Consider the following 22,322-nt stretch of genomic DNA (forward strand, 5'->3'; position numbering starts at 1 on the left):
CACCGGACGAGGGGTCGGGCCCGCTGCCGGGCCCGGCCCCTCCTGCGTCGCGGACCGGGCGCGTGAGGCCCCTTCCCGCTGCTCCACCGCCATTCCGGCATGGGAACACTCCCATTTCCCACCCGACTCGACAAAGCAATTTTTTCCGTGCTTTTATGAAGCGAGGCAACCCCGCGCAACGCGCGGATGAATGCCACCGAACGGACATTCCCCCAGATATCACGGTCACCTGCGACAAATCCCCCCACCTGCAGAAATCATGGCGTCATTTTGGGTGTGTCCTCCCGCATGAATCCCATTTGAGGTGTTCATATATGGACAGAGGCGGCGTTTCCCATGTCCACTGCATCCAGCCGGACATGCGCCACCTCCGGGAAAGTGGGAGGAAAATTGAAGCGACCCATCATCGGAATCACCGCAGCGGGCATCGCCTCAGCGGTCGTCGCTCTCGGAGCGCCCACCGCCCTGGCGAACGAGGAAGTCCCGATCCGCACCAAGGCGCCCACGCAGGACGCCAGGCAGGTGTCGGAGATCCTGCCCGACGTCACGGACCTGAGGACCGACGGCGCCGCGAAGCGAGCCCGGACTCCGTTCATGGCGGAGAACCCGCCCATCACCAACCCGCACCCGATCGTGCCGGAACCGCCGGACTGGGTGTTCGATCCGTTCCACCCGCCGTACGACGGGTACCACCCGCCGAAGCCACCCAAGCCGCCGAAACCGAAGCCACCCAAACCGCCGAAGCCCAAGCCACCGAAACCCGAACCGCCCAAGCCGGAACCGCCGAAGCCGGAACCGCCCAAGCCCAAGCCACCCAAGCCGGAACCGCCCAAGCCCAAGCCACCGAAGCCCGAGCCACCGAAACCGGAGCCGCCGAAGCCCGAGCCACCGAAACCCGAGCCGCCTGAGCGGCCCGAGCTGCCGGTGACCGGCGGGCCACTCGCCGGGCTGGCTCTGCTCGGCATGGTGTCCACGGCGCTGGGCGCCGGCCTGCTGCGGCTGGCCAAGCGCAACCGGCGGCGCGGACGCCACGAACGCTGACCTGACGCCGACGGCGGCAGAATCAGCGGCGGCATCGGCGTGATCGTCCGATCCGCGGACGCCGACACGGGGGCGAGGCGGGCACACCGCCTCGCCCCTGCTGTGCTCGCACACCAAATCCAGCGGTATAAGACGCCTCCGGCTGTGGGAACCTCTCATCCGCCACTCACCACAAATGCGGACATTCCATAGGAAATGCCGAATATCAGCGCCTCGGAAACACGGCCGACTCCACGACGACACACGGCGCGTATTGACCTTCGGACGATCGCGTATCTAAGTTCGACGCACGCACGACACCGACGCGCGTCCACAGCCACATCCGCCCCGGGCCGGCATCCCGCCCAGGACGGAAGAGCGCAATGGGGAGATGGCATGCCGCAGACCGTTCGCGCAGCAATCGTCCAGACCGAATGGACCGGCGACACCGCGTCCATGAACGACGCGCACGAGGCCTACGCCCGCGCCGCAGCCGACCAGGGCGCCGAGATCATCGGGTTCCAGGAGGTCTTCAACGCCCCGTACTTCTGCCAGGTACAGGACGAGGAGCACTACCGATGGGCCGAACCCGTCCCCGACGGCCCGACCATCACCCGCTTCCAGGCCCTGGCGAAAGAACTCGGCATGGTCATGGTGCTGCCCGTCTTCGAGGTCGAGGGCCCGGGCTTCTACTACAACACCGCCGCCGTCGTCGACGCCGACGGCGGCTACCTCGGCAAGTACCGAAAGCACCACATCCCCCAAGTGCGCGGATTCTGGGAGAAGTTCTACTTCCGGCCCGGCAACCTCGGCTGGCCCGTCTTCGACACCGCCGTCGGCCGCGTCGGCGTCTACATCTGCTACGACCGGCACTTCCCCGAGGGCTGGCGCGCCCTCGGCCTGGCCGGGGCACAGCTCGTCTACAACCCCTCGGCCACCCACCGCGGGCTCTCGGCCTACCTGTGGAAACTGGAGCAGCCGGCCGCCGCCGTCGCCAACGAGTACTTCGTCGCCGCCATCAACCGGGTCGGTGTGGAGGAGTACGGCGACAACGACTTCTACGGAACCAGCTACTTCGTCGACCCCCGCGGGCGGTTCGTCGGCGACCCCGCATCCGACACCAAGGCCGAACTCCTCGTCCGCGACCTCGACTTCGGCCTCATCGACGAGGTCCGCCACCAGTGGGCCTTCTACCGCGACCGGCGACCCGACGCCTACGACCTCCTCACCGACAGCTGACCGGACCACCACCCGCGGCCCAGGCGAACAAGGAGGCACACCCGCGATGAGCGACACCGGCCGAACCGTCATCCGCGGCGGACTCGTCATCAGCCCCACCGAGGAGATACGCGCCGACGTCCTCGTCGAGGGCGAGCGGATCACCGCGGTGGCCGCCACCGGCAGCACCGCCGCCGAGTCGTGGACCTCGGGCGACGCCCGCGTCATCGACGCCACCGGGCACTACGTCATCCCCGGCGGCATCGACGCCCACACCCACATGGAGTTCCCGTTCGGCGGGACGCAGTCCAGCGACACCTTCGAGACCGGGACCCGGGCCGCCGCCTGGGGCGGCACCACCACCATCATCGACTTCGCCGTGCAGTCCGTCGGCTCCTCACTGCGCGAGGGCCTGGACACCTGGCACGCCAAGGCCGACGGTGTCTGCGCCGTCGACTACGCGTTCCACACGATCGTCTCCGACGTCACCGACGACACCCTCAAGGAGATGGACGCACTCGTCGGCGAAGGCGTCACCTCGTTCAAGATGTTCATGGCCTACCCGGGCGTGTTCTACAGCGACGACGGCAAGATCCTGCGCGCCATGCAGCGCGCCGCCGACACCGGGGCGCTGACCATGATGCACGCCGAGAACGGCATCGCCATCGACGTGCTGGTCGAGCAGGCGCTCGCCGCCGGCAAGACCGACCCGCGCTACCACGGTGAGGTCCGCCGCGCGCTGCTGGAGTCCGAGGCCACCCACCGCGCCATCCAGCTCGCCCGCGTCGCCGGGGCGCCCCTCTACGTCGTGCACGTCTCGGCGTCCGAGGCCGTCGCCGAACTCGCCCAAGCCCGCGACATGGGGCTCAACGTCTTCGGCGAGACCTGCCCGCAGTACCTCTTCCTGTCCGTCGACAACCTCGCCGAACCCGACTTCGGCGGCGCGAAGTACGTGTGCTCCACCCCGCTGCGGCCCGTCGAACACCAGGCCGCCCTGTGGCGGGCCCTGCGCACCGACGACCTCTCGGTCGTCTCCACCGACCACTGCCCGTTCTGCTTCTCCGGGCAGAAGGAGCTCGGCCGCGGCAACTTCGCCAAGATCCCCAACGGGCTGCCCGGCGTGGAGAACCGCATGGACCTGCTCCACCAGGCGGTCGTCGACGGGCACATCTCGCGGCGCCGGTGGATCGAGATCGCCTGCGCCACCCCGGCGCGCATGTTCGGGCTCCACCCCCGCAAGGGGACCATCGCGCCGGGCGCCGACGCCGACATCGTCGTCTACGACCCGCAGACCCCGCACACCATCTCGGCCGCGACCCACCACATGAACGTGGACTACTCCGCCTACGAGGGCAGGCGGGTCACCGGGCGGCCGCGCACGGTGCTCTCCCGCGGCCGCGTGGTCATCGACGACGACGCCTACGTCGGCAGCCCCGGCCACGGGCGCTATATCGCGCGGTCCACCTGCGACTACCTCATCTGACCCCGACTCCTGACGCTTGGCTTCCGACGTCGACACACCGGGAGGGACCGTGGAATTCGGCCTCGTACTCCAGACCGACCCGCCGGCGGACACGCTGGTTCGGCGCATGCGGCGCGCCGAAGAGGTCGGGTTCGGCCACGGGTGGACCTTCGACTCCTGCGTGCTGTGGCAGGAGCCGTTCGTGATCTACAGCCGCATCCTGGACCACACCGCGCGGATGGCCGTCGGCCCGATGGTGACCAATCCGCACACCAGGACCTGGGAGGTGACCGCCTCCACGTTCGCCACGCTCAACGACATGTACGGCAACCGCACGGTCTGCGGCATCGGGCGCGGCGACTCGGCGATGCGGGTGGCCGGGCGCCCGCCGGCCACCCTGGCCCGGCTCAGCGAGGCCATGCGCGCCATCAAGGACCTGGCCGAGGGGCGCGAGGCCGAGGTGGACGGCGCGCCGATGCGGCTGCCGTGGGTACGCGGCGGACGGCTGCCGGTGTGGATGGGTGCCTACGGTCCCAAGGCGCTGGCACTGGTGGGGCGCCAGGCCGACGGGTTCATCCTGCAGCTGGCCGACCCCTACCTCACCGAGTGGATGGTCAAGGCGGTGCGCGAGGCCGCGCAGGAGGCCGGGCGCGACCCGGGCGAGGTCACCGTCTGCGTGGCGGCCCCGGCCTACGTCACCGACGGCAGCGCCGAACACCACGCGCACGCCCTGGAGGAGTGTCGCTGGTTCGGCGGCATGGTCGGCAACCACGTGGCCGACCTGGTCGCCCGCTACGGGGAGCACTCCGACCTGGTACCCGAGGCGCTGACCGCCTACATCAAGGAGCGCGAGGGCTACGACTACCGGCACCACGGGCGCAGCGGGAACCCCGATACGGCGTTCGTGCCCGACGAGATCGTGGAGCGGTTCTGCCTGATCGGCCCGGCCGAGGCGCACGTGGAGAAGCTGCGGCGGCTGCGTGCGCTGGGTGTGGACCAGTTCGCGGTCTACGCGATGCACGACGACATCGACGGCGTGATCGAGGCCTACGGCGACCGCGTCATCCCGGCGCTGTAGGGCCGCCCGCGAGCGGTCCCACCGGCTCGGGGCGGGTGCCGAACCCCGGCGCACGGCGCCCGCCCCGACGTTCCGCCCCGGCCCGACGATCGTCCCGCGCACCCCCGCTGACCTGGATAATAGAGACGAACAGGAGGAAGCGGGCGTTCGTTCGCCCGGTACTCCCGTTCGCCCCCTCCCTTTTCCCTCCCACCCCTGTGGTCCGCCGGTGCACAGCGTCGTGCCCGATTCCCACGTCCGACGCGAGGAAGAACGAGGCCGACCTTGAGCGACGCACCCGCGCCGAGACACCAGGTCACCCACCACCCCGACGGGCGGGTCTCCCTCTCCCCCGGCGCCGACCTGGGCGGCAGCCGTTACGTCAACGACGACCTGCGCCCGCTGTCCATGGAGCAGCGCAACTGGAGCACCTACGACTTCACCGCGCTGTGGGTGGGCATGGCCGTCAACATCCCCTCCTGGACCCTGGCCGGAGGCCTGGTCGCGCTCGGCATGGACTGGAAGCAGGCGGTGCTCACCATCGCCCTGGGCAACCTCATCGTGCTGGCGCCGATGGTGCTGACCGGGCACGCGGGCGCGAAGTACGGGATCCCGTTCCCGGTGTTCGCGCGGGCCGCGTTCGGGGTGCGCGGGGCCAACCTCCCGGCGCTGCTGCGCGGCGCGACGGCGTGCGGGTGGTTCGGGATCCAGACCTGGATCGGCGGGCAGGGCATCTTCTTCCTGACCGGCCGACTGATCGGGCCGGAGTGGAGCGAGGCGGCGCCGGTGGGCGGCGAGCCGTGGACGATGTGGCTGTCGTTCCTGCTGTTCTGGGCGTTGCAAGTCGCCATCATCTCCTGGGGCATGGAGGCGGTGCGGCGACTGCAGGACTGGGCCGCACCGTTCATGCTCCTCGGCGGGGTGGTGCTGCTGGTGTGGATGGCGCGCCAGGCGGGCGGGCTCGGCCCGATGCTCTCCCAGCCCTCGGAACTGGGGTGGGGGCCGGAGTTCTGGGTGGTGTTCTTTCCCGCGCTGATGGGGATGATCGGGTTCTGGTCGACTCTGTCCCTCAACATTTCGGACTTCACCCGGTTCAGTGGCAGCCAGAAGGCGCAGCTGCGGGGGCAGTCGTTGGGGCTGCCGACGACCATGACGGCGTTCGCGCTGCTGTCCGTGCTCGTCACCTCGGGCTCGCAGGCGGTCTACGGCGAGCCGATCTGGGACCCGGTGCAGCTGGCGGCGCGGATGGACAGCACGGTCGGAGTGATCTTCGCGCTGATCGTGGTGCTGATGGCGACGATCTCCACCAACATCGCCGCCAACCTCGTCGGTCCGGCCTACGACCTGTCCAACCTGGCACCGCGGCTGATCGGCTTCCGCACCGGGGCGATGATCACGTGCGTGGTCAGCGTCCTCATCTTCCCGTGGAAGCTGATCGAGAGCCCGAGCGTGTACATCTTCACGTGGCTGGGGACCGTGGGCGGGCTGCTGGGCACGGTCGCCGGCATCCTCATCGCCGACTACTGGCTCCTGCGGCGCAGCCGACTGCGGCTCGACGCGCTCTACCTGCGCGGCGCCGACTACTGGTACAGCGGCGGCTGGAACCGGCGTGCCCTGGCGGCGTTCGCGGTCGGCGGCGTCCTGGCGATCGGCGGCTCCTACTCCGAACCGGGAAGCGGCCCCTTCCCGGCGGACGGACTGATCCCCCTCCTCCAGCCGCTGGCCGACTACAGCTGGGCCGTGGGCTTCCTCACGGCGTTCGCGCTGCACGCGCTCCTGCACCGGCTCTTCCCCCCGGATCGCACCCCTCGGCCCGAGAGCATCACCGCTGGCGGGGAAGCCGCTGCGGCGGTGGGCCGGTCTCACCCTCACTCCGGGAGCGGGGAACCCCCGCGCTGAGCGGGCCGGAGCCCGGTGAACGCCTTTCCAGCCATCCCCGTAGGAGGGTCCGCTCCCGAGGCCCGAGGATCCGCCGAGCATCGCGCATGGCGGCCCCCGGTTCGGCCTCGGGGTCGATCAGAACGAGCACGCGGGCAGTACTGCGCACGACGCTGAGTCGCGCCGACATACCGCTGATCACGCGGACCTCCAGGTCCTCGCCGATCGAAATCGTCTCGGGGCAGTCTGCCGCCGTCAAAGTCATGCTCCCTCTACAGGTTGGGCGATCACGGACGCGCCGAGCGACAGACGCATCACCCGTAGATGATCACTGAATGCGACGGATTTGCAAGTCCCGCTGCCTATTCGAACTTCTTTTCGATCATGACGAACGCCATGTCTGGCGCGGTTTCGGCTGGTCACTTCCACTTCTTTGGGTGTGACCGTATGTGGCCACCACGCTGTGTAAACCCCGTCAGTCGCGCCAGATGACCACGGCCATGTCCATCAGCTGGTTGAGCTCCCGCTCGATCTGCTCGCGCGAGCGCTGGTCGCGCACCACCTGCGAGACGGTGACCGGGTTTCCCCTGATCATGCGCGTGAGGTGGTAGACCGGATATCCGTCCTGGATGGTCCAGGAGAGCCCCTCCTCGGTCGGAACGGACGATCCGGAGTGGTCGACCTGGGCCGCCGCGACTTCGGGCTCCCCCCCGTCGAGGACCGCCCGCACCGAACCGGGCGCCCATCCCAGCGTCTCTTCCAGACGGCGGATGGTGAGGTCCCGCGGGAAGCTGCGCCCGCGGCGAATATCACGCAGCGCCTGCTCCGAGGTGCCGGCCCGGACCGCGACGTCCTTCCAACGCAGACCCAGCTCCAGGCGGCGGTCGTCCATGGCCTGATCGAGCAGGTCGTACCTGGGGCCGGCGGGGGGCGGGGTGTGCTGAGCCATGACCCAATGTTAGGCCAAACTTCGGCTAGCTAGGACCAAGTTTGGCCAAACTTGGCTGAATCACCCCCCGCGACAGCGCCCCCACCCGATGTGGACCCCGACACCCGAGCGACCCCAATCACCGCAAACTTGCGCCAATTGGCCTTTGTCTGACGCAAAACTTTTGCTAACTTTGTCCTCATGCTCACTCATCGCATCGACCGGAACGCCCTGCGCCGCACCCGCGAACGCAAGGGCTACAGCGTCCCCGACCTGGCACGGCGCGTCGGCGCCAGCGCCCAGCACCTCTACCGCATCGAATGGGGGCAGCGGCAGCCCTCACCCCGCCTGTACCGGGCACTGACCGAGGCCCTGGAGGCCGACGAGGGCGACCTGCTCGTCCCCGAACCCCCGCAGCCCCCCGGCTGACCGCCACTCCACCGAACACCCGACACCCCTCTCTTCAACGAAGGACACCCACGTGACGTCACCGCACACCCCTGACGACCGCGCTCCCTCCCCTGACACCACCGACGACGGCCTCCGCTGCGAGGTCCCCGACTGCGACGACCCACTCACCGACGACGCGCCCGTCTGCGCCGGGTGCGGCTACACCCTCGCCATCGCGCTCCACGCACTGCACGGCGGCCCTCGGGGCAACGGCCAGGGCCTGGACACCGAGCTCGAACTCGCCGCCGCGCGGCAGAGCCGCACCGGCGAGAGCAACATGGGGCGCCGCTCGGCCGAAACCGCGGTGGCCTTCGACGAGCGGGCGAGTGAAACCGTCGCCGTCGTGCGCAACACGCTGTCGACGTGGGTGCGGCTGGTCCACGGCGAGGTGGGCGGACGCCTTCCGGACGACACCTTGGGCGATATGGCGCGCTGGCTGGAGCGCTTCATCGGCTGGATCCGCCGCTCCGACTTCGGCGGCGAGTGCGTCGACGAGATCGTCGCCGCGGTGCGCCTCGCCGAGCGCACGGTCGACCGGCCCGAGCAGAAGGTCTTCGCCGGAGAATGCCGCCGCTGCGGGGCACCCTGCTACGCCCGGCCCGAATCCCAGCGGGCGCGGTGCGGCAGCTGCGGCGCGGAGCACGGGGTGCGCGCCGAACGGGAACGCATCCTGCGCGATGCCGCCGACCGCCTGGTCACCGCCGCCGACGCGGCACGCGCCCTGCGGGCCGTGGGCTACGAGATCACCGACGCCATGGTCCGCGGCTACGCCCGGCGCGGCCACATCCGGTCCGAGGAAACCGGAAGCGCCGGCCGCCCCCTCTACCGGCTCGGCGACGTCCTCGACATCGCCCTGCCCGACTCCGCAGCGTGAATTCGAACATGACCGACTCGTGAAAATCTTCACTTTGCGTGACGGACGCGCAGGAAGGGTGTTCGGTTGTCACACCGTCCGACTGTGGCCATTTGTGGCTTTTGTGGACTCATGACCGCTTTTTCGGTCGTAGGTTCGTTCGAGTTCTTACCAACTCAACGAAGCAGCAGGAGTCCCCCGTGCACGGACAGCACATGCCCCCCGAACCGAAGAAGCGCAACCCCTGGCTCTGGGGCTGCCTCGGCTGCGGAGGAGCGATCCTGGTCATCCTCCTCCTCGGAGCCGGCTGCATGGTGATCGTCGGAAACTCCGCCGAGGAGGTCCTGAAGGAGAACTCCTCGGGCTCCGGTTCGACCACCGACGGCGCGAGCGAGGACAGCCCGGTGAAGATCGAAGCCGAGGCGACCGAATTCACCCCGGGCGTCCTGCACAACGGCGGGGACTACACCAGCGTGAAGATCACCGTCACCAACGACAGCGACGGAAACGTCGAAGTGAATCCCCTCTTCTTCTCCATCACCGACACCGACGGCACCAAGCACGACGCCGCCAAGGGCCTCGGTGAGGACGACAACGAGATCGGCTCCGTCACCCTCGCCCCCGGCGAAAACGTCTCCGGCGTCGTCACCGGCGAAGGCTCCTTCACCCCGGCCAGCGTCACCTTCGACATCCCCCTGGGCGAGACCATCAAGGTCGACGTCAAATAGCCCACGAACGAAGAACGCCCCGGCCCGCGAATTCCCGGCCCTCGCGCGTGCGCGACCGGCCGCCGGCCGCGAGCGGTTCCGCCGGACGCTCGGCTGCGTCATCCCAGCCGAGCGTCTTTCGCTGTAGGGAGATGCTCCCGGCGGCGAATCCCCCAGGCCTTCGCTCGTGCACCCCTGGCAGGTCGGTTCCCCGCAAGTGAAAACGTGAGCGACCTGCGAAATCATTCACTCGACGTGAGCGATGCGCAGCAACCCCGCCCGATTGCCATGCCGTCCACATCTGGCCATTTGCACGGTTCGCGCGTTTTTCACCTTTTGCCCCATTGTAGATTTCCTCAGGCCCCTACTGATTCACCACACGCATCAGGAGTCCCTCGTGTACGGCCAGCAGATGCCCCCGCCGCCTCCGCCGCCGCCTCCGCCGCCCCAGAAGACGTCCAACCCCTGGCTCTGGGGCTGCCTCGGCTGCGGAGGAGCGGCCCTGGTCATCCTCCTCCTCGGCGTCGGATGCCTGGCGATCATCGGCAACTCCGCCGAAGAAGCCCTCAAGGAGACCAAGGAGAACTCCTCGACCTCCCTCTCCGACAGCGACACCGCGGACGCCGGCGACAAGCCCGGCACCGAAGAGGCGGCCGAGGACAGCGAGGTGAAGCTCGAAGCCGAACGGACGGACTTCACCCCCAGCGCGCTGCACACCGGTGGAGACTTCACGAGCGTGAAGGTCACCGTCACCAACGACAGCGACGAGAACGTCGACGTCAACCCGTTCTACTTCTCCATCACCGACACCGACGGCACCAAGCGCGACGCTTCCAAGGGAATCATCGAAGAGGCCAACTCCATCGACACCGTCACCCTCGCCCCGGGCGAGAACGTCACCGGCGCCATCACCGCGGAGGGCTCCTTCACCCCCGCCAGTGTCACCCTCGACGTCCTCCTCGGCATCACCGTCAAGGCCGACGTCCAGTAACCCCGACATGAGAATCCGCCCCCGGCCCTGAAGGGCCGGGGGCGGTGTGGGTCAAGCCGTGTCATCGGCCACGACGCGTGTCGGTGCCTAGCGGGTCGGATGGGCGGCGGGACGCCGCGCGCTACCCTTTCCCGAGGCGACCCGGCGACGGCTCGGGCGGCACTGGGATCACATCTCCCCCTGGCTACTCCCCCGTCGGACGGACACGAAGCCGTCCAGACGCTTGTGAACATAGGCCGCGACCGCATACCCGGCCCCGGCCAGGGCAGTGGTCATGACCGTTTCCAGCGTGAGCGCATCCGCGGGACCCGTGAGCTGGGACACGGCCGCACCAGCACCGGTCAGAGCGACCACTACGAGTGCCTGTACCGACGAACGGAGCGCAACGCGCCGCGCATCGCCCCGGTAGCCGACTGTGGACATGAAAATCCCCCTTCCAATCGAAAAAAGGCCTCGCCATATGGCGAGGCCTGCATAAATAGGCGGCCTTCGGGCGCAAGAATCTCAACTACGATAGTTTCACACCGAGACCCCGGAAGGCTGTGGACTCTCCCAAGAGAACCAAACCGTCCGGAATTTTTTATCCATTCAACACCTTTCACTCCAACGGAAAATCCGAGTGCCCACATAAATGATGGCCACCGCAATCCCGGTCATGGACAGCGCAAGCCTACTCCAAATGTACCGTCGTCGTCATAGTAGAATTCTTCGCCCTCTTCGTACTCTTCCTCGTCGGCAGGATCGTCCTCTTCCATCGGGGGGAACGACTCGCTGGGGGATACAGCCAATCCTCGGACCTTTCGTCTCTTCGAGATGTCGCGCGCTGAAACGAGCCGGAGGGAACATGAAAAAACACCGGCGCATCTGCACCGGCGCCCACCGCGGGTGGAGTCCTCAGCCTTCGGATGAACCGACGCCCGAGATCACCCTTAATACGTGACCATATTCACCTATTGGCGTCCTTCACCCTAGTGTGCCTGCGTGACCGTCTTAGTCAGCGGGCGTGGCCAGAGTCGGCCACGCGAGGTGGGAATACACTTCCCGCAGGCACACCGCAGAGTGGACTCTCTCGACTTCATCTGGCCGAATGGAGATCCTGCCGGCAGTACCAGTGGGGCCGACGACGTTCTACGTGACAGGTGCCGCCCAGGCAGCCTCCCAGGTCTTCTTGCCGATGAGGCCGTCAGTCGACAGACCCTTCTCCCGCTGGAACCGGCGGGTGACACGTTCCGTCTGCGGGCCGTAGAGGCCGTCGGCTGCGATGTTCCAACCGCGCTGGCGCATGCGATGCTGCCACCGGCGAAGATCCGATCGGTGCGAGTAGTAGCCCGAGACCATCCAGGTCGGACCGGTCCGCCGACCGAACGCCCACCGCGCCGGAAGCGGAAACGGGGGCGCCTTCTCCGCACTGGGACGTTTCTCGGAGGCGGGTGCGGTCGGTGCCCCGTCCACCGGCATTCCCGACTTCACCCAAGCGTAGAGATCGTCACCTGGGCACGACGTGCTGTTGATGTCGCGGTGCCCGCGCATCCGCAGTCTGCGCCCAACCCGACGGCACGCCTCCTCATACAGCGCACGGATACTCCGTTTGGCCGCGTCGGTCGCATCCCCGTCGCGACCGATGAAGCAGACCCCGATTCCTTGCACGTTGCGCGGCGCGGCATGGGCGCCGGCCACGTTCCACCCACGTCCCTCGTAGACGACGCCTGACCGGTCAACGAGGAAGTTGTAGCCGATGTCGGCCCAGCCGTTGGAGTCCATGTGAAAGTTCTGGATCTGACGAGGCGTCTGCGTCGTCGGCCCCTGCGAATAGTGCACGGTGAATTCGACACGGCGCGCACGAGAGACCCCCTGGCGATTCCTAGGCGACCGCGCCCCCCATGACGAGCGCGACCGAATGTAAACCATGCGAAACCCCTTTCCTCTCACTCACGCAAGAGGGGCCTGGCGCACGCGCCAGGCCCCGAGTTAGAAAACCTCCCGATTATTCAGCCGGGAGTATAACGGATGACGAGGGATTCACTCCGAGAAGAAGTAGCCAGGGACGCGCCCGCGCGCCTTCGCATACTTGGTCACCACGACCGGGGTCGCGTCGTTCAGGACGGAACAGAAGGCGATCATAGCGCGGTCGATATGTTCGTCAGTAAAGTATTGAGTGGCATTGCCGCGCCCTTCAACGTTGACCATGATCCCGCTCATGTACGGATCGTTCGGGTGCGGATTGTACGGATCACCACTATCCCGATCACCGAACTCCAGAAGGTAGTAGGGATACCCGAGGTTCTCGTACTTGTAACTCATGCACTTCATCCTTTCTTATTCTTACTTGTTGACTGAAGGTCCAGGGCCATGCGAGACTTCCAGCAATTCCCCGTTCCTTCAACGCATCTGCGGCACAGGTTCCGCAGATGCGGGTCTATCCCAGCACAGCGGTGAGGACCGCCCCACCAGCAGCTACAGCCGCGGAAAGAGCGGACGCCGAGAGTGCGTAACGCCGCCTGTCGAGCACATCGACACAGGCCTCGATTTCCGTTACGCGGCGCTCCATCCCTTCAAGCCGGATGCTCATCGAGGCCAGAGTTCCTGAGATCTGGCGGACCTCGCCATAGACATCGGTGATCGTGACCATCGCGTACGGTCGTTCACCGGTCATTGAGCTGCTTGGGCCTCCGGTACTCTTCCCGCCCCATGGCTGTACAGAACCGCGACATTGAGTCCCGATGAGCCGTCGTCATGGGTCGTCGCGACGAGCTCTACGAGGAGAGGGCCGGAGTAGTCCAGAAACCGTGTGCCATCGATGTCGAACCGCACGGTGCGTCCCGTTACGGGGCCGCCCGCAGCGACGCGGCGCACGCCGGCGCTGTGAGCGGTTCCGTCCTTATGCACCACGAGTTCGAGCGTCGCATCCTTGGGTGTCGCCCACGCGAGAAACGCGAAGCTGACCGCGGTGTGCTGGAAGACCGCCCAGCACTCCAGGACGCTCTGCCTGCCGCCGCCGAACGCGTAGGCGTCCCAGCGCACGCGGCCCTCGTTCATGGTGACCCAGTGTGCTGCGACGGGCATGACCGGACGCGCCAACCCCACACCCTCAGGCCCCTCGGCCACCACCGCGTTACCCACCTGGTCACGCAGAGCCCACTGCCCCGCCTCACCCTCAGCGGCCCGCAGATCCAACACCGCCGAACCATCCCTCGGACGCCCCAGCCACAACCGCGCACCACCGCCCTCATCGTCACTGCCAACATGCAGCATCCGATCCTGCTCACGACGGCCCGCAACCTGCAGACTCCCACCACCCCCGACCAAAATCCCCGCAGCACGCACAGCAGCGAAACGCACCCGCGACTGCGCGGCGGTCCGCGCGGTCCTGAGCCGCTTCTGCAGACCCGACCACGCGCTCGACCAGTCGGGGGGATACGCGGGGATCGGCATCACACCACCCCCTGCGGGGGTTCCGGGGCCCGGCCGCCGCCTTCGTTGTAGAAGGGGGTGGCGTTCAGCGCCATGTCGCCGGACAGGCAGCGCCCCTCCAGCTCGACGAGAACGGGGCCGTTCCGGCCGAGATAAGGCGTTCCATCGATGACGAACCGCTCTGTCACGGCGTTCTCCATCCCGACCGTCCTCGGGATGTCGCGTTCACCGACCACGGTGCCATCGACCCGGAACCTGATCTTCCCTCTCCCGCTGAGACCGAAGGCCTTGAAGTAGAAGGTGACCGCTGTGTGCTGGAACACCGCCCAGGCGAGCATCATCCGCTGCCATGACTGGCTCGACGTACTCGGCCAAAACTGGGCGCTCGACGCGATCCACTGGGTGGCGACGGGCATGACCGGACGCGCCAACCCCACACCCTCAGGCCCCTCGGCCACCACCGCGTTACCCACCTGGTCACGCAGAGCCCACTGCCCCGCCTCACCCTCAGCGGCCCGCAGATCCAACACCGCCGAACCATCCCTCGGACGCCCCAGCCACAACCGCGCACCACCGCCCTCATCGTCACTGCCAACATGCAGCATCCGATCCTGCTCACGACGGCCCGCAACCTGCAGACTCCCACCACCCCCGACCAAAATCCCCGCAGCACGCACAGCAGCGAAACGCACCCGCGACTGCGCAGCGGTGTAGGCGGTGCGGGCCTTGCGCTGGAGCTCGTTCCACCTACTGGACCAGTCGGGGGGGTATGCCGGCGCCATCACGCCACCTCCTTTCCGGCTATGTCCTTGGGATGTCCCCGCCCGGACTCGTACTCCTCCACCGACCCTTCGGTCGGCTCCTCGAAGATCAGGCTCGCCTGCTCCTGGCCGTTGGATCGCGATACCGGGGTCACCTCGACCCCGATCACCCGCCACGACTTGGAGAACGTTGGGCGCCCTCCCGTCAGGGGGAACCAGTCGTTCACGAGGGTGAGCCGGGCACGGTCACCGAGGTTGTTCGGTGTGAACGATGTGGACTCCCCCAGGCGGACCGTGACCTGGGGAAAGCGGACCGCGCCGGAGCTGCGGCGAGCCCACCACCGGGCGTAGTCGTCCAGGACATCGGTGTCGGTGACACTCTGGTAATCGACCGTCCGCTCCAGCAGCGGCCACCCGGCCTCTCGGTACCGGGGGTCCTCCCACTGGCGCGACAGCGATGGTTCGGAATCCTCGCTGAGGTCGTCATTGGGCGTATCCCCACGCGCCCGCCAGGACGTCGCGACATCCCCTGCGTCGGCCGGATAGGACCAGGACAGGACGTCGCCGGGCTGCGCCCAGATGTGGTCGGTCACGTCCTGGCCCATACGCTGCGCCACGGTGAACTCGCGCACCCGGCGGCCGCCTTCGGGATAGGTCCGGATCATCCACTCCGGACCGTCGATAACGCTGGACAGCTCCTCCAGCCGCTCCCCATAGGTAGCGGCCTCCGAGGATCGGTACCGGCGGTTCCGCGTGACGGCGGAGAAGTCCTCGCCGCCGAGGCGCAGGCCGATCGGACGGTCCAGCTCCATGTGGGCGACCAGCCCGCGTGCGATATCGAGCTGGTCGGCTCGCCGGAATTCCAGGTCCTCGCGGATCTCCCGGTGGTACAGGTAGCTCTCCAGAGAGGCGCCGCTGATGTCGACGGTGACCCGGCCACGGTCGTCGCTCTTGGGTTCGGCCGACCAGATCAGGTAGCTCCCCCAGATCTCGGGGCCCCGCCATACGTGCACGACAGTGCGGCCGGGGCCCGCGGAGAGGTCGTCGTCATAACGGCCGACGACCTTGGCGACCTGTTCGGCGATGGTGGGATTAGTGATCGGAATCGATCCGGAAAACGCACCCGGCTGACAGATGCGCCGGTCGAATTTGACATCATCTAGATCAAGTTCGACGATCGTTCGATCGCTCAGCAAGTCACAGAATTGATAGCGATATCGAACCATCACGTGGTCCTTTCGATCGCCAACCAGTCCACACCGGTGGAGGTCCCAGAGTGACGAGCGAGGTTGATCGTGAATCCGTCGACCGAGGCGCTCGTGTACGCGGCCTCCATTACCAGGCCAGGGCCCGAGGTCCGAGCCGTCAGCAGGATGCTGGGTGTAGATCTAAAGTATCCACGAGGAAATGCGACGCGAGCTGAACCACGGTAATAGAAATCGCTGTAGATCCTATCCCAGACGTAGTCATTCTCTGACGTCTTCAGGTCGACCATCTGACTTCCGGCCAACATACGGGGGACGCCGATCGGTTCGTATCGCCGGTCGAGCCTCTCCTCGATCACACTGTCCGCCGCAGCGCCCACCACCGGGCGCCAGACTCCCCCCGACCGGAGGTAGATATCGCCGTTCTCCAGAACGTGCACGAGGGTCCCGTCCTGGAGCATCGGCAGCCGCTCGCGCGACGCCATGTCGGGGACCGTGATGACACCGCCGGCCGACGCAGTGTAGATGCGCCGGTCCTGCACGGCCGAACCCCACGGAACTCCACCTGTTCCCTCGCTCGCTCCCTGCGGAACGGTCACCTCGAAAAGTGGGAGGTAAGAGTCGTCGACGCCCGGGCGGACGATGCGCACCTCCGCTGTGGCGCGACCGGAATCGTCATAGACGTCATCACGAACGACAACTCCGATGAGGTCGGTGCGCGACCCTGTCCCCAGGCCGTCGTCGAGGGTGATGCTCACCTCTTCACTGCTGACCACCAGATAGGAACCTTGCAGCGGGGACGACCCGCCCGACACCACACCGGTGAAAGGACGGACGGTCGCGGTCATTCCCTCTCCGGAGATCGACGCGACGCCCGACGAGTAGAAGAGGCCACCCCGGCGATCGAGGGGCCAATCACCGTCGACCCCGCCGAGTAGCGAACCTACGAGCAGCCGGTGGTCCTCCGCTGTTGTGGTACCGGATGCGAGCGCAAGCGTACGAATGGTCATCTTCTCTCTCCTCTACAGATAGGTGTCGTGCCACCGAACGTGAACCGAGGCTCCCGGCCCCGCGGACACCGTCCGGAATCGGATGGTCGACTTTCCGGGTGCGACGGTCCAGCCTTCGGGGGGAACCGAACTCGCCGTAAGGGTGTAGAACCGGTCCGCTCCGTTCAGTCGAACCGTCCCGGAATCGCAGTCGACACTGAGCGTGTCGGTCTCCGCGAGGGCCAGATCGAATTCAAGTGAGCGGCCGGTCTCTTGATCGACGACGCGCGGCCGGTCGCAGGGGCCTGTGAACGTCAGGACAGGATGAGACGGGGTGTCTCCGTTGTTGCGGATGGTGCCGAGCCCTCCCGTGGCGGGCTCCCCGTACTCCAGTGGATAGCCGATCGGGTAGTCGAGCCCGTCCTCCGGCCGCTGCGGCGAAAGGATGGTGGTCGAACGCTCGTCCCCGTAGCGACGCGGGTCCGGGCAGGCCCACTGGATCGACACCGTCGGCCGCCCGGCTTGGTAGCCCGTACCACCGGGAATCGATCGAGCGGTCACCTGCCCGTAGGCGGTGAGCGCCCTCCCGCCGAGACGAATCGTCAGGGACCGCTGTCGGGCGTCATCGGACAGTGCGGTCGATCGCCGGACCACGGCCACATAGGGGTCGACCCCGCGCACTCCACCGTCGCCGGCCACGAGCACTCCCGTGGCGGTGACGATCCGCTGCTGGGCGAGACCTCGCCCTGCCCACGCCCCGTGTCGCGAGGGTCGAACGACGTTTCCGCTGTCGATGCCGGGCAGGTCGTCCCAGCCCTCGATCTCGGTGAGGGCCAGTCTCCGGCCGTCGAACAGCAGCGCGCCATCCCACCGGATCTGGCCTTCTGCGAGGTCTGACATCACATTCCTCTCGATCGCGCGAGGAACATCAGCCGTTCCCCGATCTCGTGCGGCGACATGCGCTCGGTCGTTTCGAATCGCTCGATGTTCACGGCGGGGCCGCCCGAGGCCAGCCCTTGGGACGCTGCCTGGGTGCGGGCGTGCCGCACCACTTCGGGCGACGGGGGGACCGGAACGTCCAGGCCGTGGGCGATGTCGTCGGTGATCCCACCGAGCCGGCCGCGAAGACGCGGAACACGGTCGTCGATGCCGCCCATCAAGCCGTCCATGATCATGCGGCCGTTGGGGGTCAGCAGCCGCATGTCGACGCGGCGCGGCCCCTTCCAGTCGGGAATCATTCCGGTGATGTCGCCCAGCATGCTCTTGAGGCTGTTCCACATCGACTTGATGCCGTCGATCAGCCCGCTGATGATGTTCTTTCCGGCGTCCAGCAGGAACGTCTTGGCGTCGGAGAAGGCGCCCTTGACCTTGCCGGGGATGCCGGTCACGAAGTCCATGAGGGCGCTGATCTTCTCGGAGACGCCGTCCCTCATACGCTGGAACGCCGCGATCGCGAGGTCGCGGGCCTTGCCGAACGCGGAGGTGACCGTGTCCCGAACGCCCGCGACGATCCCGGACACCCGGTCCCGGATCGCGGAAAAGAGGGCCAGTGCCTTGTCCCGGAAGCCGGTGACGGCGGCGACCACCCAGTTCACGGCGGACGCGAAGGTCTCCTTGATGAACTCCCACGCGGAGGAGAACACCGACTTGATGGTCTCCCACGCGCCGACCAGGAACTCCTGGATTCTGGCCAGGGCGGCGAAGAACGTCGCCTTGATGACCTCCCATCCGGCGGTCAGGAAGTCCTGGACGGCCGTGACACCGGCGACGAAGGTCGCCTTGATCGACTCCCAGATGCCGGTCAGGAACTCCACGATCGCGGTACCCCCGGCGATGAAGGTTTCCTTGATGGACTCCCAGGCCCCCACCAGGAACTCCTGGATTCCGGTGACCGCTGCGGTGAAGGTCTCGGTGATGGAGTCCCAGATCTCGCCGGCCTTCTCCACGAGTGCGTCCCAGGCCGCAGGCAGGGTCTCGGTGAAGAAGGAGGCCAGCTCACCGGCGATCTCCAGCACCTTGTCGATGGCGGCGTGGACGATATCGCGGAACGTCTCGCTCTGGGTGTAGGCGAGGACGAGGGCCGAGACGATGAGCAGAATCGGGTTGGCCCGCATCGCCATGTTGAGGCCCCGCTGCGCGACCGTGGCGATCTTCGTCGCTTTGGTGTAGTTCCCCAGCGCACCGCCCATACGCGACATCGCTCCGCTGGACGACCCGGCCTCCTTGCCGATCCCGCGCAGCTTGGTCGTGAAGTCGCCCAGCTTCTCGTTGGCACCGGTGAAGCGCTTCTGAACACCGCTGGAGAAGAGGTCGAAGGTCTTCTCCGCCAGGATTCGACCGGCCTGCGCGCCGGCCTCGGGCAGGACCTCGGTCAGGACACCCCCGACCTCACCGCCCACCGCCTGCACGATGGGCGGCATCCCCTGAAGACCGGACTCGATCGCCGCGTTGGCCTTGGTCGCGAGGTTCTCGCCGAGTTGTCGGCCGGCGTCCTCGCCACCCTGGGCGATGGCGGGCTTGAGGACCTTCTGCGCCCTGCTCCCGACGCGTTCCATGATCCCGGGGACGGCGTCCAGGCCATCCGCGAGCCGCGTCGTGGTACCGGATACGAGTTTGTCGCCCAGCTTCCTACCGTTGATCTCACCGAGCTTCGAGAGCCCGGTGGACAGCATGCCGTCGATCTTGTCGGGCATCGAGCTGAGGGCATCCGGTGCCTTGCTCAACCCCGTAACCAGCTTTTCGGCGCCCGCAGCAAGCTTCGTCCCGATCTCCTCTCCACTCACTTCGGAGATCTGCTGGAGCCGGGAGATCATTCCTTCGGCTGCCGACACCGCGCCGTCGAACGCCGCAGGTAGTCGCTGGAGGCCGACCTCCACTGCCGAGTTCATCTGGTCGGCGACCTTCGCACCGATCGCTTCCCCGACGCTCACCTGCGCGCTGTTCGCGAACGTTTCGAACGCGTTCAGCATGCTCCGCGCGGCCTGTTTGCCGATCTCTTCGAAATCCACTGACAGGTCCGCACTTACAGCTACCGCCACGACTCACTCCTTTCCTTGAATCCATCCATTTATTTCGACTCCGACCCCCATGCACACAACTCATCAACGAAACTGGAAATCACGAATTCATGAAAACGGACCAGAAATTTCCCACACTGAGAAGAAAAATTCACGGAAGGCCGCAGCCCCGGAAAGACAGAGCCGTGACCGAAGCCGACTCAGGTTCCGCGAATGAAAAAAGCCCGGCTTGCCGCCGGGCTTCGGATACACCTGTGGTGCTGCGAAATATCGTGCCAAATCGGAGTCGCGAGCGCAACCCTCAGCGAGGAATAAATTCAGCGGCGAGCAGGACCGCATGCAGGGGCCGGACCGCCTGAGCCTCCGCAGGGAAGCAGCCCATCCTCGACTTCACCGAGGAGCATACTTCGCCTCTTCTTGTCCTATTATCGGTCGATCGGAAAAGCCATAGAGCCGACCGTAGGCGTGCGATCAATGTCGCCTACCGGCCTCGCACGGCCGCAGGGCAGGATTCGGGCTCCCCACCCGAAGGCGGAGAGCCCTGGTCTCACAGCTCCCAGGGGGCGACGCACGGGAAGTACGCCTCCAGGAAATCCGTCACCATCGATTCCAGATTCGGTCCGTCAATGTGCCGAGAGTCGACATCGTTCACGCAGAAGAAGTCGAACTTTCGGGTGGCGCCAAGCTTGGCGAGCTTATCCCCGGCGTCCGGCTTGCCGACGTCGATGTAACGGAAGGTGAAACCACCACGAACAGCCCGTCCCGTCATCAGGGCATGGTGGTGACTCGATGAGATCGGAGGGATGTCAGTGATCGACCTGAAGCGGGATCGCATGGTGCGGTCGAAGTCGGCGGGGAACCTCTCCTCCAGCTCATGCAGCAACGTTCGCACCTGCGGATGCGGTGTGTGCATGAACTTGTTGGTGGTGAACCGCCCGTACGCGCCCTTCAACAACCGCCGAACGTTCTTGCCAGCGGAGTTGGGCGCAGGGTTCTCAAAGTGGGGGTCGCCGAGTCCGATCTTCAGCGGAGACATCGGAACCCGCATGATCCCGCTCCCCTGAAAGAAGTGCTGCGGCGTCACCGGCCGCCCCACGAACACATCATCGTTGAAGTACAGATAGTGCTCCGACAGCCCCGGAATGTGGTGCAGCCGCGTCTCGATCGCATGCGAGTTGAACACCGGCAGCACACCCTCAGGGAAGATCTCCCGATGGTCCACGACCCGCACACCCGGAACCGACGTATCCAGCCACCGCGGCACCTGCCCGTCCGTCACCACATAGATATTCCGCACGAACGGCGCATACATCCACACCGAACGCAGCGAATACCTCAGCTCGTCATGGCTCGTATACCTCGACTCACCGAACTCGCGATCGGCGATATCGATTTCGGTTTCACCGATGTACTTCGTGCGTTTCTCGCGCATGGCGGGCTCGTCACCATCGACCCACGTATAGACCACATCGATCGGAAAATCGACGTCGTCCACGGTCAACTCGGTGAACGGCTGGAACGTCGCCACGTCACGCTCCCGGACCCGCACCCAGGCCGGCTTCTGCTCGCTGGGCGGAACCACATCGGAGACCCGGTTGCGGCGCGGTGCCACCAGGGCCTCGGAGAACACCTCCTCGGCGGCTTGGAGCTGCAACTCGGCGAGCCGCTGCTGCCCGTCTGCGCCGGCCAGCACCGCGGCTCCGTCCCGCCAGAACTCCACGTCACACGCGAGGTCCGCACCCGCGACGACCTGCCCGGCAGGACCCAGCAGCACCTCCCCGACACGCACCACCGCCGCATCACGCACTGCCTTGGGCAGGCCGCCATCGGCGAAGAGCGCCGCGTGGATCAGCCGGTCGGCACCCCGTGGGCGGCCGATGAACGCACCGCTGTCGGCGTGGCGTTCCTCCATCGCTGCCAGCAGCCGGTCCCGGTCCGCCATGTTCACACCGACGGTGTGCCGGACCCGGCTGGTGCCCGGGACCAGGAAGTAGGAGATGCCGACCGCGTCGCAGGCATCGACCACCAGCCCAAGGTTTCGGGCAGCGGCCTCGGCCGCGGTGAAACGCTCGACGACCCGGCCGCACACGACCTGATCACCCAGCGACACCTCGCGCAAGGCCGGGTCACCCGAGAACAGCGCCTGCCGACGAGCAGACGCACGCATACGCCATGCACGCTCGACAAGCGCACGCTTTTTCCTGCCTACGGCGTGACGCAGGCCCTTGACCGAATCTTTCACTGTGGGGGTCCGTCCTCGATACGGCCGTTGACCGGACGTCGGTCCAGGCGACCATGACTCAGTGCCACGCACTGAGCCGTCCAGGTGTGGGGGGCAACAGCCGGAGAGACACTAACAAATGTTGCTTTATCAG

Annotated in this window: 21 protein-coding genes; 9 read left to right on the forward strand and 12 right to left on the reverse strand. The window is 66.8% G+C overall.

Going from position 1 to position 22,322, the window contains the following annotated elements:
- The first annotated feature begins 390 nt into the window (after positions 1 to 390).
- The 5 genes from HNR23_RS18760 to HNR23_RS18780 all read left to right on the forward strand — a co-directional run bounded on the left by HNR23_RS18760 (position 391) and on the right by HNR23_RS18780 (position 6,656).
- Positions 391 to 1,041 carry a hypothetical protein gene (locus HNR23_RS18760; protein ID WP_184077243.1) on the forward strand — a complete coding sequence of 217 codons (651 nt, stop codon included), beginning with the start codon at positions 391 to 393 and terminating at the stop codon, positions 1,039 to 1,041.
- Positions 1,042 to 1,416: 375 nt separating this feature from the next.
- Positions 1,417 to 2,259, forward strand: coding sequence for a nitrilase-related carbon-nitrogen hydrolase (locus tag HNR23_RS18765; RefSeq protein ID WP_184077245.1), 843 nt, complete (start codon positions 1,417 to 1,419; stop codon positions 2,257 to 2,259).
- A 46-nt stretch (positions 2,260 to 2,305) separates the two neighbouring features.
- A complete protein-coding gene (hydA, locus tag HNR23_RS18770) occupies positions 2,306 to 3,721 on the forward strand; it encodes a dihydropyrimidinase (RefSeq protein WP_184077247.1) in 1,416 nt (471 codons plus the stop codon).
- A gap of 49 nt (positions 3,722 to 3,770) precedes the next feature.
- On the forward strand, positions 3,771 to 4,778 hold the full coding sequence (locus HNR23_RS18775; RefSeq protein ID WP_184077249.1) for a TIGR03842 family LLM class F420-dependent oxidoreductase: 1,008 nt from the start codon (positions 3,771 to 3,773) through the stop codon (positions 4,776 to 4,778).
- Positions 4,779 to 5,042: 264 nt separating this feature from the next.
- Positions 5,043 to 6,656 (forward strand): NCS1 family nucleobase:cation symporter-1, encoded by a 1,614-nt coding sequence (locus HNR23_RS18780; RefSeq protein ID WP_184077251.1) that lies wholly within the window; start codon positions 5,043 to 5,045, stop codon positions 6,654 to 6,656.
- 454 nt (positions 6,657 to 7,110) lie between these two features.
- On the opposite strand, the gene HNR23_RS18785 is transcribed toward HNR23_RS18780, so the two are convergent.
- A complete protein-coding gene (locus tag HNR23_RS18785; protein WP_246421802.1) occupies positions 7,111 to 7,584 on the reverse strand; it encodes a helix-turn-helix domain-containing protein in 474 nt (157 codons plus the stop codon).
- 180 nt (positions 7,585 to 7,764) lie between these two features.
- Between HNR23_RS18785 and HNR23_RS18790 the strand changes: the two genes are divergently transcribed.
- The 4 genes from HNR23_RS18790 (at position 7,765) to HNR23_RS18805 (ending at position 10,564) form a co-directional block, all read left to right on the forward strand.
- Positions 7,765 to 7,992, forward strand: coding sequence for a helix-turn-helix transcriptional regulator (locus tag HNR23_RS18790; RefSeq protein ID WP_184077253.1), 228 nt, complete (start codon positions 7,765 to 7,767; stop codon positions 7,990 to 7,992).
- Positions 7,993 to 8,044: 52 nt separating this feature from the next.
- The gene (locus HNR23_RS18795) at positions 8,045 to 8,887 is read left to right on the forward strand and encodes a hypothetical protein (protein ID WP_184077255.1); all 843 of its coding nucleotides are present in this window, start codon (positions 8,045 to 8,047) and stop codon (positions 8,885 to 8,887) included.
- Between the two features lie 179 nt (positions 8,888 to 9,066).
- Positions 9,067 to 9,594 carry a DUF4352 domain-containing protein gene (locus tag HNR23_RS18800; protein ID WP_184077257.1) on the forward strand — a complete coding sequence of 176 codons (528 nt, stop codon included), beginning with the start codon at positions 9,067 to 9,069 and terminating at the stop codon, positions 9,592 to 9,594.
- A gap of 376 nt (positions 9,595 to 9,970) precedes the next feature.
- Complete coding sequence (locus tag HNR23_RS18805; RefSeq protein WP_184077259.1) at positions 9,971 to 10,564, forward strand: DUF4352 domain-containing protein; 594 nt, start codon at positions 9,971 to 9,973, stop codon at positions 10,562 to 10,564.
- Between the two features lie 168 nt (positions 10,565 to 10,732).
- Here HNR23_RS18805 and HNR23_RS18810 read toward each other — a convergent pair whose 3' ends face one another.
- From HNR23_RS18810 to HNR23_RS27265, 11 genes are all read right to left on the reverse strand, one after another.
- Positions 10,733 to 10,987 (reverse strand): hypothetical protein, encoded by a 255-nt coding sequence (locus tag HNR23_RS18810; RefSeq protein ID WP_184077261.1) that lies wholly within the window; start codon positions 10,985 to 10,987, stop codon positions 10,733 to 10,735.
- A gap of 705 nt (positions 10,988 to 11,692) precedes the next feature.
- Positions 11,693 to 12,472, reverse strand: a complete 780-nt coding sequence (locus HNR23_RS18815; RefSeq protein WP_184077263.1) for a peptidoglycan recognition protein family protein — start codon at positions 12,470 to 12,472, stop codon at positions 11,693 to 11,695.
- Between the two features lie 111 nt (positions 12,473 to 12,583).
- Positions 12,584 to 12,865 carry a hypothetical protein gene (locus tag HNR23_RS18820; protein ID WP_184077265.1) on the reverse strand — a complete coding sequence of 94 codons (282 nt, stop codon included), beginning with the start codon at positions 12,863 to 12,865 and terminating at the stop codon, positions 12,584 to 12,586.
- A 115-nt stretch (positions 12,866 to 12,980) separates the two neighbouring features.
- The gene (locus HNR23_RS18825) at positions 12,981 to 13,217 is read right to left on the reverse strand and encodes a hypothetical protein (RefSeq protein ID WP_184077267.1); all 237 of its coding nucleotides are present in this window, start codon (positions 13,215 to 13,217) and stop codon (positions 12,981 to 12,983) included.
- On the reverse strand, positions 13,214 to 13,996 hold the full coding sequence (locus tag HNR23_RS18830; RefSeq protein WP_184077269.1) for a hypothetical protein: 783 nt from the start codon (positions 13,994 to 13,996) through the stop codon (positions 13,214 to 13,216). Before HNR23_RS18830 ends, HNR23_RS18825 begins: the two co-directional genes overlap by 4 nt.
- Positions 13,996 to 14,757: a hypothetical protein gene (locus HNR23_RS18835; RefSeq protein WP_184077271.1), complete on the reverse strand. Its 762-nt coding sequence runs from the start codon at positions 14,755 to 14,757 to the stop codon at positions 13,996 to 13,998. Before HNR23_RS18835 ends, HNR23_RS18830 begins: the two co-directional genes overlap by 1 nt.
- A complete protein-coding gene (locus HNR23_RS18840; RefSeq protein WP_246421803.1) occupies positions 14,757 to 15,932 on the reverse strand; it encodes a hypothetical protein in 1,176 nt (391 codons plus the stop codon). Before HNR23_RS18840 ends, HNR23_RS18835 begins: the two co-directional genes overlap by 1 nt.
- A 29-nt stretch (positions 15,933 to 15,961) precedes the next feature.
- Positions 15,962 to 16,951 (reverse strand): hypothetical protein, encoded by a 990-nt coding sequence (locus HNR23_RS18845; protein ID WP_184077273.1) that lies wholly within the window; start codon positions 16,949 to 16,951, stop codon positions 15,962 to 15,964.
- Between the two features lie 12 nt (positions 16,952 to 16,963).
- Positions 16,964 to 17,830 carry a phage distal tail protein gene (locus HNR23_RS18850; RefSeq protein ID WP_184077275.1) on the reverse strand — a complete coding sequence of 289 codons (867 nt, stop codon included), beginning with the start codon at positions 17,828 to 17,830 and terminating at the stop codon, positions 16,964 to 16,966.
- Positions 17,830 to 19,968 carry a phage tail protein gene (locus tag HNR23_RS18855; protein ID WP_184077277.1) on the reverse strand — a complete coding sequence of 713 codons (2,139 nt, stop codon included), beginning with the start codon at positions 19,966 to 19,968 and terminating at the stop codon, positions 17,830 to 17,832. Before HNR23_RS18855 ends, HNR23_RS18850 begins: the two co-directional genes overlap by 1 nt.
- Before the next feature lie 526 nt (positions 19,969 to 20,494).
- On the reverse strand, positions 20,495 to 22,189 hold the full coding sequence (locus tag HNR23_RS27265; RefSeq protein ID WP_221308171.1) for a stealth conserved region 3 domain-containing protein: 1,695 nt from the start codon (positions 22,187 to 22,189) through the stop codon (positions 20,495 to 20,497).
- Positions 22,190 to 22,322 lie beyond the last annotated feature (133 nt).

The organism is Nocardiopsis mwathae (assembly GCF_014201195.1).
GTDB lineage: Bacteria > Actinomycetota > Actinomycetes > Streptosporangiales > Streptosporangiaceae > Nocardiopsis_C > Nocardiopsis_C mwathae.